Raw genomic sequence first — 11,995 nt, 5'->3', positions numbered from 1 at the left:
CGATGCAGCGCGGGTCAGACCAGTTTAGAGAAGAACTGGCGCATATCGGCCAGTAGCAAGTCCGGCTGCTCCAGGGCCGCGAAATGGCCGCCGGCAGTCATGTCGGTCCAATGCTCGATCCGATATGTCTTGGCCGTTTGCGAGCGTGGCGGCGGCGGAAAGACGGGATCGGGAAATGCCGCGACACCGGTCGGCACAGAGACACGCGCGCCGGCAGGGAATTGCGCCGATCCTTCGAGCACCCGGCCGCGATAGATCCAGGTCGAGGTCACGAAGGACCGCTCAACGAGATAAAGCATGATGTTGGTCAGCAGCAGATCCTCGTCGAACTTGCTCCAGAGATCGGGATGCCCTTGCGCATCGCGCGGCACATCGATCCAGGCGCCGAACTTTTCAAGGATCCAGGCTGCTACGCCAACGGGGCTGTCGGACAGGCCTATTCCCAGCGTTTGCGGACGCGTGCCCTGCTCCAGGGAATAGCCGGATTCCTCCTTGGCGAGGTCGGCGCGGCGTTTGGCCCAGGCCAGTTCGTCCTGCTGTTCCGGCGCGGCATCCTCGGCTTGAACCAGCACCATGTTGATATGAAGACCAGCCACGGCCTCGGGATGGTCGAAGGCCATCCATGCACCAATGGACGCGCCCCAATCGCCTCCCTGAACGAGATAGCGGCTGGCACCGCAGGTGTCGGCCATCAGGCGATGCATCAATTCGGCGATCTTCCGCGGCCCCATTGGCGCAGCGGGGCGACCAGAGAAACCGAAGCCCGGCAATGACGGGACCACCACATCATGCCCGTCAGCCACCAGCGACCCGATCAGTTGCTCGAACTCGATAAGGGATCCCGGCCAGCCATGAAGAAGGAGCAGCGGCGGTCGAGAGCCGTCGCCACGCTTGCGGATGAAGTGAATCCGCTGCCCCGAAATATCGGTTCTGAACTGCGGCAGCTCGTTCAGACGAGCCTCATGCACGCGCCAATCATATTGCGTGAGCCAGTATTCAGTCAGCCGCCGCAGATCGCTCAGGCCAACGCCCGATTGCCAGCCGCCGGCATCAGGCATGGCGGTCCAGTCGAATGCCTCGACCCGCGTGCGGATCTCCGCGAGACGGGCGTCGGACACGGCAATCTTGAAAGAGTCGATCATGGGGTCGTCCTGGTCACCACGGGGTGGAGATATCAGATCGAACTCCACCCCTGACGTCAAACGCGGCGCGATGACAGATTATCGCGGCGCCATGCGGATGCCGCCATCGAGGCGGATCGTCTCACCATTGAGCATTGGGTTCTCAATGATGTGAAGCGCCAGTTGCGCATATTCGTCCGGCTGGCCGAGCCGCGACGGATGCGGAACCTGCGCGCCGATGCTCGCGCGCGCTTCGTCGCTCAGTCCTTTGAGCAATGGCGTCAGGAACAGGCCCGGCGCGATCGTGCAGACCCGAATGCGGGACTGCGCCAGATCACGCGCGATCGGCAGTGTCATGCCTACGATGCCGCCCTTTGATGCCGAATAGGCCGCCTGCCCGATCTGGCCGTCATAGGCGGCAACGCTGGCTGTATTGACGATGACACCGCGCTCCTCGCCAATCGGCTCGGCAAGCGACAGGCGCTCCGCCATCAAGCGTGTCGCATTGAAGGTGCCGATCAGATTCACCTCGATGACGCGCTTGTATTTGTCGAGCGGGTGAGCGCCATTCTTGCCGACGGTCTTGATGGCTTCACCAATGCCGGCGCAATTGATCAGCACGCGCGCAATGCCATGTGCGGCCTCGCCTAGATCGAGAGCGGCAGACAGATGGGTCTCGTTAGCGACGTCGCCAGACGTCGCGATGCCTCCGATCTCCTGAGCCACGCTCTCCGCATTTTCACGGTTAAGATCGAAGACCGTGACTTTGGCGCCCTTGGACGCCAAAGCGCGCGCGGTGGCCGCCCCCAGTCCCGAGCCACCGCCGGTCACGAAGGCAGTCAGATTGTTCAGATCCATGATGGTCTCCTCGTGATGTGATTTTCACAAACCCAGCAGCTTGGCTGCGTTGTCCTTGAGCACCTTCGGGCGCACCTCGTCGCGAATGTCGAGCTTTGCGAAGTCCGCCATCCAGCGGTCCGGCATGATCACCGGCCAATCGGAGCCGAACAGCATCTTGTCCTGCAGGATCGAGTTGATGTAGCGCACCAGGATCGGCGGGAAATATTTCGGCGACCAGCCGGATAGATCGATATAGACATTCGGTTTGTGCGTCGCGACCGACAGCGCCTCTTCCTGCCAGGGGAAAGAGGGGTGCGCGAGGATGATCCTCATATCCGGGAAATCCACCGCGACATCGTCCATATACATCGGGTTGGAATATTTCAGCCGCATCCCCATGCCGCCCGGCATGCCTGAGCCGACGCCTGTTTGGCCGGTGTGAAACAGCGCAATGGCGCCGCCCTCCTCGATCGCCTCATAGAGCGGATAGGCCATGCGGTCATTGGCGTAGAAGCCTTGCATGGTCGGGTGGAATTTGAAGCCCTTGACGCCGTATTCGGAAATCAGCTTCCGGGCCTCGCGGACGCCGAGCTTGCCCTTGTGCGGATCGATGGAGGCGAACGGGATCAGGACATCGGCGTTTTCCTTCGCGATCTCGAGCATCTCGTAATTGTTGTAGCGCCGAAAGCCGGTCTCGCGTTCGGCATCGACAGGGAAGATGACGGCCGCAATCTTCTTGGCGCGAAAATAGGCTGCAGTCTCCTCGACGGTCGGCGGATGCTTGTGGGGCGATTTGAAGTAGTCCGCCATTCGCGCCTGGAAATCGTCGTAGCCATCATCGGCATGACAGCCGCACGGCTCCTCCGCATGGGTGTGGATGTCAATGGCGACCAGTTCGTCGAGAGGGAGAAGTCTTTTTGTCATTCGGGACACTCGCGCATGGGACACGGCTGGATCGGAAGAACTGACGGCATCGGCGCGTTAGGCACCTGTCGCCGACTGCAGCGCAATCCGCTTGGCTTTCTTCTCGACGAAGTCGTTCAGCCGCTGCGACGCCTCCGGACTGGTCTGGGTGAAGGCCGCCACAAGACTTTCCACGAACAGACCGTCGTCCTGTGCCATGTCCTGAATCCGCGGCAGCGCATTGGTGATGGCGAAATTCGACAACGGCGCATTGGTCGCGATCTTCGCAGCCAGGTCGCGCGCGGTCTGCAATGCCGCCCCCGCCGGCACGACGTAATTGACCAGATTGAAGCGCTCAGCTTCCGCGACCGTGAGCACCCTGCCCGTCAGCATGAGATCGGTCATGCGCGCGGCGCTCATCAAGCGCGCGATCCGGACCGATCCGCCGCCACCGACAAAGATGCCGCGCTGTCCTTCGGGCAGAGCGAAGAAGGCACTCTCGTCCGCCACCCTGATATGGGTCGATGCTGCGAGTTCCAGACCGCCACCAATCACCGCACCATGCAGCGCGGAGACGAATGGAATCGTGCCGCGCTGGATCTGGTCGAACACCGCATGCCAGCGCCGCGATCCGTTCACGCTCTGCATCGGCGTTTTCCCGGCGTGCTCGGCGAGATCGAGCCCGGCGCAAAAATGATCGCCATGGCCGTGAATGATCGCCACTTGGGCCTCGGACTGGGCACGCCGAACCACGCCTTCGAGGGCTTCCAGCGCGGCATCGTTGATGGCATTGCGCTTGTGCGCGCGATCGATTCCGATCAGCGCAATGCGCCCCGCGACCTGATAGGTGAACAGTTGATCCCGCATTCCGGATGGTCTCACTTTCAATCGATCACAATGACGTCGGAATCGGCGCCGCTGTAGAGCTTCGCGATGACGTCCCTGCGCCTGTCGCGGATCAGCCGCATGTTGAGCGACCCCTTCTCGGTGATCTCCCCCGCATCGAATGTGGGACGATCTTGTAGAATGATGGCGCGTGCGATGCGCTGGGAGGCCCCCGTCGCACCGTCATTGACACGCCGAAGCGCTGATCGAGTCGCGGCGAGCAGTTCGGCCGATGCGGGATCGACGCCGAGCGGTGCGATCACGAGAAGTCCGATCTCGTTCTGATCGGCGCCGGTCACGACGACATCGGCAGCGATGCCGGCCAGTGCGATATTGGCCCGCAATTTGACCGCAGCCGTATCGACCCAGGTGCCGGTCAGCAGCTTGAAATCCTCCGTGGTGCGTCCATCGAACACCAGCCCCAGGCTCGGATCCTTCGGATCGGAAAAGACAACGGCATCCCCGGTCCTGAAAAAGCCCTCGTCGTCGAAGGCCGCAGCCGTCGCTTCAGGCATTTTCCAGTAAGCGGTCATCACCGTCGGACCGCGAACGCGCGCTTCCATCTTGCCCTGATACGGGACGAGCTTGATCTCCAGGCCCGGCATGGGGATGCCGATATCCCCCGGCGTCAGCGCCGGGTTATTGACGAGCGTGATCGACGGCGCCGTCTCCGTAAGCCCCCAACTCGTGGTCATGGGAATGACTCGGCCGCACGCGCGCTCTCCCAGATCGACCAGTTCCTTCCATAGCGGCGCCGGCAGGCTGGCACCGGCATAGAGCATCAAGGTCAGGTCACCGAAGAAGTTATGCGCGGCGACACTGTCTTTTTGCAGATGCGCGAGCAGCAGCTCGAATCCTTTCGGCACATTCCAATAAAGCGTGGGACGCACCTCTTGCAGATTGCGCACGGTGCGGCCGATTTCGGACGGCACCGGCTTGCCATCATCGATGTAAAGCGTGCCCCCATATCGCAGCACCGTGTTGACGCTGTAGGAGCCGCCGAAGACATGGCTCCAAGGCAGCCAGTCGAGAAGCGTCGGCGTCTGGTGCAGCAGGAACGGCCACAGCGCCTCGAACTGGCAGAGCGAGGTCGACATCATCCGATGCGTCGTCGGAACGCCTTTTGGCGACCCGGTCGATCCCGAGGTGAACAGGATTTTCGCGACCGTGTCCGGGCCGGCTGCTGGTCGTATTGTGGCCTGCAGCTCGTCAGCTGTCTCGGCAAGCTGATCGAGCGTCAGCGCATTCGGAATGCCGGCTGTGTCGCGTCCAACAACGATGTCGCGCCCGGCCATCTCTGGAATCGAGAGCGCGCGGCTGAATGGCGTGCCGTCGGCCGCGAATACAAGACCCGGCTGCAGGGTTCTGAGTACATCCCGCAGTTTCGCGAAATCCCCGCTCATGGTCGAATAAGCAACCGACAGCGGCGTGTAGGGAACTGCGGCGATCATTGCAGCCAAGGCCATGATCTGATGATCGATCCCATTGCCCGAAAGGATCAGGATCGGCCGATCCTCGTCGAGATCACGGCTCGCCAATGCGGCCGCGAGACGGGCGGCTTGCTGGAAGGCAGCGGCATAGGTGATCGTCCGCCATCCGGCAACGCCTTCGACCCGCTCGGCAAGAAAGACCTTGTCTGGCCGGATCGATGCCCACTGCTTCAGATGCTCATGAATGAGCACGACATCCGGTTCGAACGAAAGCTCCGTACGCAGCCTTATGCTGCCGTCCGAATGCGTCACGGACGATACAGGCGCGGGTAGGAACGTAACTGCGTCGTGCGGCGACGCCACCTGCTGTTGCAGCATGGGATGATATCCTGTCGGTGTGAGATCGCGGATCAACGTCACTTCATGCGTCGGACGACGGCGTCCTACGCCGTCAATCCACCAGGCGGCAGCCGCCATCCTTTTCAGGCCTGAATGCCTCCTCGCCGGCGATCGTGGAGACCACCTTCAACAGATCCCACTTGGACGTCGATTCATCGGGCTTCTTCACTTCGAGCAGATAGAGCGGATGAATCTTGCGGCCGTCCTTGCGGATGTAGCCCTTGCCGAACAGAGGATCATCCGTCGGCATCGCCTTCATGGCAGCGACGACCGCTTTGCCGTCGGACGCAGAGCCGACCTTGTCCACGGCCTTGAGGTAATGCGTCACAGCCGAATAGACGCCCGCCTGCTGGTCGTTCGGATAGTTCTTTTGCGGATGCTTATCGGCGAAGCGCTTGGCGAATGCGCGCGTCTGTTCGTTCAAGTCCCAATAGAACGGGTTCATGATCTGCGCACCTTGTGCGGCCTGCAGCGTCAAAGACGGCAGCCCGTTCAAAGCGAGAATCAGACCGACGAGCCGTTGCTTCTTTGTCAGTCCGAATTCGGCCGCCTGCTTCATTAAGGTGATGGTGTCATCGCCTGCATTGGCGATGCCCACAATGTCGGCACCGGAAGCCTGGGCCTGCAGAAGAAATGACGCATAATCGGCAGCGCCCAGCGGATGACGTACGGTGCCGACGATCTCGCCGCCTGCGGCTTTGACGGCCTCGACCGCCTGTTTTTCCAGATCGTGGCCAAAGGCATAATCGGCGGTGATAAAGAACCACTTCTTCCCGCCCTTGGCGACCACCGCTTTGCCAAGGCCGCGGCCATAGGCATAGGTATCGTAAGTCCAATGAACGGTGTTCGGCGTGCACCGCTCGCCGGTCAGCATGGCCGTGCCGGCGCCGGATCCGATCATCACCTTGTTCTTCTGCTCCGATATGCCGGCGACAGCGAGCGCGATCGCAGAATTGGGCAGATCCATGATCGCATCGACATTTTCGTTCTCGTACCAGCGCCGTGCGATGCCGACGCCGATGTCAGGCTTGTTCTGATGATCGGCGGCGACCACTTCCACGGTCTTTCCGGCAGCCTTGGCGCCATAGTCTTCGACGGCTAACTGCGCTGCGATTACTGAGCCGACGCCCTGATAGACAGAAAAGACGCCGGTCTGATCGTTGAGAACGCCAATCTTGACCTTGTCCTGAGCATGCAAGACCGTGTTCGGCAACAGCGCTGCGGTCAACGCAAATGTTGCCGTCAGTAGACGCGTATAGTAGCTGCTCACGAGAGCCTCCCCCTGGTTCACACCCTACTGCAGTCTTTGCCGCTGCAGATATTGATTATAAATTATAAGCATTATTCGGAGAGTCAATGTCGAAAGATGAGACAGTCGCCAACAATGCGACATCACGCCGCGAAAAGGCGCGCAAGCCCGCGGGCACAAGGGCTGCGAGTGTCAGAACGGAGACATCGCTGGACTTGTCTGCACTGCAGCAAACGCCTGGCTTCATGATCCGTATTCTTCAGATCGGTATCTTCGAGAGCTTCTTCGATTACTTCGCACCAGTCGGCTTTTCGCCCGCGGAACACTCGTCGATGATCACGATCAGGGACAACCCGTCGATCACGCAAAGCGAGCTGGCTGCCGTGTTGCGGATCCAGCTCCCCAATCTCGTGAAGGTGCTGGGAAAGCTGGAAACCGAAGGTCTGCTGACAAGGACGCGGTCCGAGCGCGACAAGCGTTCCGTGGAGCTGAAACTGACCCCGGCAGGCGCCGCGGCGACGAAACAGTCTGCGAAGCTGGCAGCCACTTTCAACGATGAATGCCTTTCGCCCCTGTCCGCACGCGAAAAGATTCAGTTCATGGCCATGCTGCAACGGTTGAACATGGCGCAGATCGGATAGCGGTCAGGACGCAAATTGCGCTTCCGTGCGATGCAGGCCGATGGCGCTGTTGAGAATGTCGGGCTGCGCGCGCAACTGCGCAACGCTGCCCCAGAACACCGAGCGCCCGCGCTCGAGGACAAGAATGTGGTCGCAGAAGTCGAGTACGGTATCGACATGCTGCTCGATCAGGACGCATCCCAGCCCGCGATCCTGCGTCAGGCGCTTGATCGCCTCCATGAGCTCGTCGGCAATGATGGGCGCCAGACCTTCCAGCGGCTCGTCGAGCAGCAGGATGCTGACGTCGTTCATCAAGGCGCGCGCCATGGACAGCATCTGCTGCTCGCCGCCCGAGAGATCGCGCCCGCTGTTGCGACGCCTTTCGGCGAGGCGCGGAAACAGCTCGAAGGCTTCCGCCAGGTGTTGCTTCGAACGACCATTGAGGCCGGCTTCGAGATTCTCCTCCACCGACAGGGTCGGGAAAATGTCGCGGGTCTGCGGCACATAGCCGATGCCAAGGCGCGCACGGCGATATGGCCTCATGCCGGCCATGTCGCTGCCATCGGCCTTGACGGTACCGCCGCGCAGTTCCGCAAAGCCCATCACGGAGGCCAGCGTCGTTGTCTTGCCGGCGCCATTGCGGCCGACAATGCCGACCCGCTCGCCGCGCTTCACGCTGAGCGAGACGCCTTCGAGCACCGTGGCTCCCGCATAGCCCGCGGAGACGTTGTATAGCACGAGTTCACGCAATGGCATTGTGGCGCTTTCCGAAATAGATTTCCTTGACCCGCTCGTCGGCCGAGACTTCTGCCGGCGTGCCGACCATCATGATCTCGCCGGCCACCAGCACCACGATCTCGCTCGCGAAGCGGAAGACCAGGTCCATGTCGTGTTCGATGAATAGGATAGCGAGATCCGCGGGGAGACGCGCAATCGCGCGCATGATGATCGAGCTCTCGCTTTTCGGCACACCTGCGGCGGGCTCGTCGAGCAGCAGGACCTTGGGCTTGCCCGCCAAAGCGAGCGCCAGCTCGACCAGGCGACGCTCGCCATAGGCAAGCTCCTCGATGCGCCGATCGGCCAATGGCTCCAGTTCGAGCATGGCCAGCGCTTCGCCAACCTGCTGGTTGATATCGGGATCACGTGCGACATCGAGGAAGAAGCGCATCGCGAGGCCACGCTGCTGGATCACCGCCAGACGGATATTGTCCGCAACCGTGAGCGGCCTGAACACGCGCGTGACCTGGAACGTGCGCAGCAGGCCTTCGCGCGCGCGCTGCGCCTGCGGCACCTTGGTAATGTCTTTCCCGAAATAGGCGATGCTGCCGCTGCTGGGATCAAGCGCACCTGTGATCATATTGATCAAGGTGGTCTTCCCTGCCCCGTTCGGACCGATCAGCGCGGTGCGCGCTCCGACCTTCAGCGTCAATGATATGTTGGACGAGACGGCGAGCGCCCCAAAGTTCTTGCAGAGCCCTGTGATCGCCAATGCATCAGACATGGCCGACCTCCTTCGCGCGCAGCCGCTGGCGAAGCGCAATGACGCTGTTGACCACCCCGCCCGGCGCAACGAGCACCACGGCAATCAGAATGCCGCCGATGGTCAGCATCCAGCGGAACGGATCGAGTTCGGCGGCAATGTGATGGATCGTCATGAAAAGGAGAGCGCCGATCAGCGCCCCCCACAGCCGGCCGGTGCCGCCGAGGATCAGCATCACCAGTGCTTCAGCCGAGGTGGTAAAGCTCAGACTGTGCAGGCCGACGACCTGAACGGTCTGCGCCGACAGCGCACCGGCGATGCCGGCAAACAGGCCGCCGAGCCCATAGGCCGCGAGCAGATGGCGCTTGATGTTGCAGCCCATGGCCGACATGCGCTGTCGATCCTCACGGATGCCGACACAAGTGAGACCGAATGCGGAGCGCATGATCCGACGCAGCACAAACATGCTCAATGTCAGCACGACCACGCTGTAGACGAGCCCGGTGCGCCCCGTGAAATCGAATTCGAACATGCCGAAGATCGGCGCCATCTCGATGCCGGAGAGCCCGTCATCACCGCCAGTCAGGACGCGCGCCTTATTGGCGATTTCGAGAACGATCTGCGCGACGGCGATCGTCATCATGATCAGCGAGAGGCCGCGCGCACGCAACACGATCGCCCCGGTCAGCAAGGCGACCGTGGCACCGATCGCGCCGCCGACCACAAGACCGCTCAGCGGCTCCGCCACGATGCGTGTGGCATAAATACCGGCGGCATAGGCGCCGAGGCCGAAAAAGGCTGCATGGCCCAGCGTGACGATACCGGCATAGCCGGTGACGACGTCAAGCGCGAGGATGAACAGCGCCGTGGTGGCGATCTGCGTCAGCAGACCGAGCTGATTGGGAAACAGGAAGGCGAGCACCCATGCGGTCAGCGGAATGATCAGGAGCTCGACGGGCCAGATGCTCCGATTGCTGGACTGGAGCATCACGCTTCTTCCTTACCGAACAGACCGAGAGGCCGGATACTGAGCACGCCGAGCATCGCCGCATAGGTCAGCATCGAGCCGTAGGCAGGCAGCAGATATTTGCACGTGGTATCGACGGTGCCGAGCAGCAGCGCCGCACCGAGCGATCCCCAGATATTGCCGAGGCCGCCGACAGCAACCACTGCAAGGAAGATCACGAGATATTTGAGCGGATAGAAAGGCTCGATCTGCATGATCTCGGCGCCCAGGATGCCGCCGAAGGCAGCGAGCGCCGCCCCGAGGCTGAAGGCTGCCGCATAGAGCATGCGGCTGTTGATGCCGAGCGCCTCCGCGGCTGCGGTGTTGTCCACCGCCGCACGCAGGCGCACGCCGAAGCGCGTATGCTGGAACACGAGCCAGATCAGCAGGACCACGCAGACCCCGCTGATGATGACCAGAAGGCGCTGGGTGGGAATCAGACGAAAGCCGAGATCGGTAGCCCCGGCCAGCGATGGCGGCAGTTGCAGCGACTTCAATCCGTCGCCGAACAGCACGCCGCTCGCCGCGATGCCAACGAAGATCACTCCGATGGAAAGCAGGACCTGATCAAGCGGTCCGCGCGCATAGATGAAGCGGTACAGAACCCGTTCAAGCAGCAGCCCAACCACACCTACCGCGAGGACAGCAAAACTGATTGCCGCGAAATAGGTCAGGTTCAGTTGCTGCGCAGCCCACCAGGCGAAGTAACCGCCTAGCACCGCAAACAGACCATGTGCGAGATTGACGACACGCATCAATCCCAGAGTGACCGACAGCCCCACCGCGATCATGAACAAGGTCATACCGTAAGCGGTGCTGTCGATCAGTATGCTCGCAACAAGTTCCACGTCGTCCCTCCAGCCCGCCGAAAGCGGCAGTTATTTTGCCGCAGCGGCTGCGCCATAGTCCGGCTGATTTGCGTAGGTCTTGACCTCCTCATTGACCAGTTTGCCGGACGCATCACGCTTGACGTTGCGGATGTAGACATTCTGGACGATGTCCCGTGTCTGCGGATCAATCGAGATCGGGCCGCGCGGGCTCTCCCATTTCGCGCCCTTGATCGCCGCCATTGCAGCCGCCGGATCTGGCTTGCCGGATGTGGCCTTGATCATCGTGTAAAGCGCATGCGTGCCGTCGAAAGCCGCAACGGTCGCCGGATTGGCGATAGCACCGGGGAAAAGTTTTTCCAGCCGCTCCACGAACACCTTGTTCTCAGGCGACGGATGGACGCCCGAATAGAAGTAGCCGGTCTCCAGCCCCACCGCCGGCTCACCCAGCGCCTGCAGGTCGGTTTCCTGGGTTTCCGCGGTACCGAGGAACTGGATGCCGCTCTGACGCAGGCCGTTCTCATTATAAGCCTTCACGAAACCAAAGGTCGGCGGACCGAATGGCAGGAAGGTAAACAGCGCATCCGGCTTGGCGAGCCGGATCTTCTGCAGGAACGGTCCGAAATCCGTTGTCGATAGCGGCATGCGGATCGACTCCACAATCTCGCCCTTGCCTTCCTCGAATGTGCGTTTGAATGCGCCTTCGGCATCGATACCGGGACCATAATCGCTGACAATGGTGATGACCCGCTTGATGCCCTTTTCGAGCGCCCGCTTCGCCACCGGCACCGTGACCTGCGGCAGCGTGTTGGATGTCCTTACAAAATAGTTGGATTTCGACACGACGATCGAGGTCGAGGCGTTGAAGATCACCGTGGGGATCTTGGCGCTCTCGATAATTGGCGCGACGGCCAGCGCGTTCGGTGTGAACACGAATCCTGCGAGATACTGCACCTTTTCGCCGGTGATCAGTTCCTGCGCCAGCGAACGTGCGCGCGCGGGATCGCCGAGGCCGAGGTCACGATAGACAAATTCGATCTTGGTGTTCGGCGCGGGATCGCCGTTGAGTGAGACATAGGTCTCGATCCCCTGGCGGAACGGTGTTCCGAACGCCGAGGCGAACGGCCCCGAAAACGGACCGATCACACCGACCTTGACCGTATCGGCACACGCCGCCGATGCGGAAACCATCATCGCGAAAACGCAGGCAAGACTCTTCAGCTTGGACATTTCAA

At 61.4% G+C, this 11,995-nt stretch carries 12 protein-coding genes; 1 reads left to right on the top strand and 11 read right to left on the bottom strand.

Features of this window, described 5'->3' with window-relative positions:
* Positions 1-14: 14 nt before the first annotated feature.
* The 6 genes from AC1RQ5_RS13565 to AC1RQ5_RS13540 form a co-directional block, all read right to left on the bottom strand.
* Positions 15-1,142 (bottom strand): epoxide hydrolase family protein, encoded by a 1,128-nt coding sequence (locus AC1RQ5_RS13565; RefSeq protein WP_493199566.1) that lies wholly within the window; start codon positions 1,140-1,142, stop codon positions 15-17.
* Between the two features lie 78 nt (positions 1,143-1,220).
* Positions 1,221-1,979 (bottom strand): 3-hydroxyacyl-CoA dehydrogenase, encoded by a 759-nt coding sequence (locus AC1RQ5_RS13560; RefSeq protein WP_493199564.1) that lies wholly within the window; start codon positions 1,977-1,979, stop codon positions 1,221-1,223.
* Between the two features lie 24 nt (positions 1,980-2,003).
* Complete coding sequence (locus AC1RQ5_RS13555; RefSeq protein WP_493199562.1) at positions 2,004-2,885, bottom strand: amidohydrolase family protein; 882 nt, start codon at positions 2,883-2,885, stop codon at positions 2,004-2,006.
* Between the two features lie 57 nt (positions 2,886-2,942).
* Positions 2,943-3,731: a crotonase/enoyl-CoA hydratase family protein gene (locus AC1RQ5_RS13550; RefSeq protein ID WP_493199560.1), complete on the bottom strand. Its 789-nt coding sequence runs from the start codon at positions 3,729-3,731 to the stop codon at positions 2,943-2,945.
* A 17-nt stretch (positions 3,732-3,748) separates the two neighbouring features.
* Positions 3,749-5,557, bottom strand: coding sequence for an AMP-binding protein (locus AC1RQ5_RS13545; RefSeq protein ID WP_493199559.1), 1,809 nt, complete (start codon positions 5,555-5,557; stop codon positions 3,749-3,751).
* Positions 5,558-5,630: 73 nt separating this feature from the next.
* Positions 5,631-6,824, bottom strand: coding sequence for an ABC transporter substrate-binding protein (locus AC1RQ5_RS13540; RefSeq protein ID WP_493203419.1), 1,194 nt, complete (start codon positions 6,822-6,824; stop codon positions 5,631-5,633).
* Positions 6,825-6,934: 110 nt separating this feature from the next.
* Between AC1RQ5_RS13540 and AC1RQ5_RS13535 the strand changes: the two genes are divergently transcribed.
* Positions 6,935-7,468, top strand: coding sequence for a MarR family winged helix-turn-helix transcriptional regulator (locus tag AC1RQ5_RS13535; RefSeq protein WP_493199557.1), 534 nt, complete (start codon positions 6,935-6,937; stop codon positions 7,466-7,468).
* A 3-nt stretch (positions 7,469-7,471) separates the two neighbouring features.
* On the opposite strand, the gene AC1RQ5_RS13530 is transcribed toward AC1RQ5_RS13535, so the two are convergent.
* The 5 genes from AC1RQ5_RS13530 to AC1RQ5_RS13510 are packed head-to-tail and all read right to left on the bottom strand — an operon-like array spanning position 7,472 to position 11,990.
* The gene (locus tag AC1RQ5_RS13530) at positions 7,472-8,203 is read right to left on the bottom strand and encodes an ABC transporter ATP-binding protein (RefSeq protein WP_493199556.1); all 732 of its coding nucleotides are present in this window, start codon (positions 8,201-8,203) and stop codon (positions 7,472-7,474) included.
* Positions 8,190-8,948 carry an ABC transporter ATP-binding protein gene (locus AC1RQ5_RS13525; protein ID WP_493199554.1) on the bottom strand — a complete coding sequence of 253 codons (759 nt, stop codon included), beginning with the start codon at positions 8,946-8,948 and terminating at the stop codon, positions 8,190-8,192. Before AC1RQ5_RS13525 ends, AC1RQ5_RS13530 begins: the two co-directional genes overlap by 14 nt.
* Complete coding sequence (locus AC1RQ5_RS13520; protein WP_493199552.1) at positions 8,941-9,915, bottom strand: branched-chain amino acid ABC transporter permease; 975 nt, start codon at positions 9,913-9,915, stop codon at positions 8,941-8,943. Before AC1RQ5_RS13520 ends, AC1RQ5_RS13525 begins: the two co-directional genes overlap by 8 nt.
* On the bottom strand, positions 9,915-10,781 hold the full coding sequence (locus tag AC1RQ5_RS13515; protein ID WP_493199550.1) for a branched-chain amino acid ABC transporter permease: 867 nt from the start codon (positions 10,779-10,781) through the stop codon (positions 9,915-9,917). The genes AC1RQ5_RS13520 and AC1RQ5_RS13515 overlap by 1 nt, the downstream gene beginning before the upstream one ends.
* 30 nt (positions 10,782-10,811) lie before the next feature.
* Positions 10,812-11,990, bottom strand: a complete 1,179-nt coding sequence (locus AC1RQ5_RS13510) for an ABC transporter substrate-binding protein (RefSeq protein WP_493199548.1) — start codon at positions 11,988-11,990, stop codon at positions 10,812-10,814.
* Between the last annotated feature and the right edge of the window lie 5 nt (positions 11,991-11,995).

It is taken from the genome of Tardiphaga sp. GW821-FHT12E02 (assembly GCF_058807155.1).
Note: the sequence above shows the minus strand (reverse complement) of the source record. Positions and strands in the feature narration are given on the sequence as shown.

Bases quoted from the DNA above. Each gene is read 5' to 3' on its own strand.
- AC1RQ5_RS13565 (WP_493199566.1), bottom strand. From the start codon at position 1,142: ATGATCGACTCTTTCAAGATTGCCGTGTCCGACGCCCGTCTCGCGGAG.
- AC1RQ5_RS13560 (WP_493199564.1), bottom strand. From the start codon at position 1,979: ATGGATCTGAACAATCTGACTGCCTTCGTGACCGGCGGTGGCTCGGGA.
- AC1RQ5_RS13555 (WP_493199562.1), bottom strand. From the start codon at position 2,885: ATGACAAAAAGACTTCTCCCTCTCGACGAACTGGTCGCCATTGACATC.
- AC1RQ5_RS13550 (WP_493199560.1), bottom strand. From the start codon at position 3,731: ATGCGGGATCAACTGTTCACCTATCAGGTCGCGGGGCGCATTGCGCTG.
- AC1RQ5_RS13545 (WP_493199559.1), bottom strand. From the start codon at position 5,557: ATGCTGCAACAGCAGGTGGCGTCGCCGCACGACGCAGTTACGTTCCTA.
- AC1RQ5_RS13535 (WP_493199557.1), top strand. From the start codon at position 6,935: ATGTCGAAAGATGAGACAGTCGCCAACAATGCGACATCACGCCGCGAA.
- AC1RQ5_RS13530 (WP_493199556.1), bottom strand. From the start codon at position 8,203: ATGCCATTGCGTGAACTCGTGCTATACAACGTCTCCGCGGGCTATGCG.
- AC1RQ5_RS13525 (WP_493199554.1), bottom strand. From the start codon at position 8,948: ATGTCTGATGCATTGGCGATCACAGGGCTCTGCAAGAACTTTGGGGCG.
- AC1RQ5_RS13520 (WP_493199552.1), bottom strand. From the start codon at position 9,915: ATGCTCCAGTCCAGCAATCGGAGCATCTGGCCCGTCGAGCTCCTGATC.
- AC1RQ5_RS13510 (WP_493199548.1), bottom strand. From the start codon at position 11,990: ATGTCCAAGCTGAAGAGTCTTGCCTGCGTTTTCGCGATGATGGTTTCC.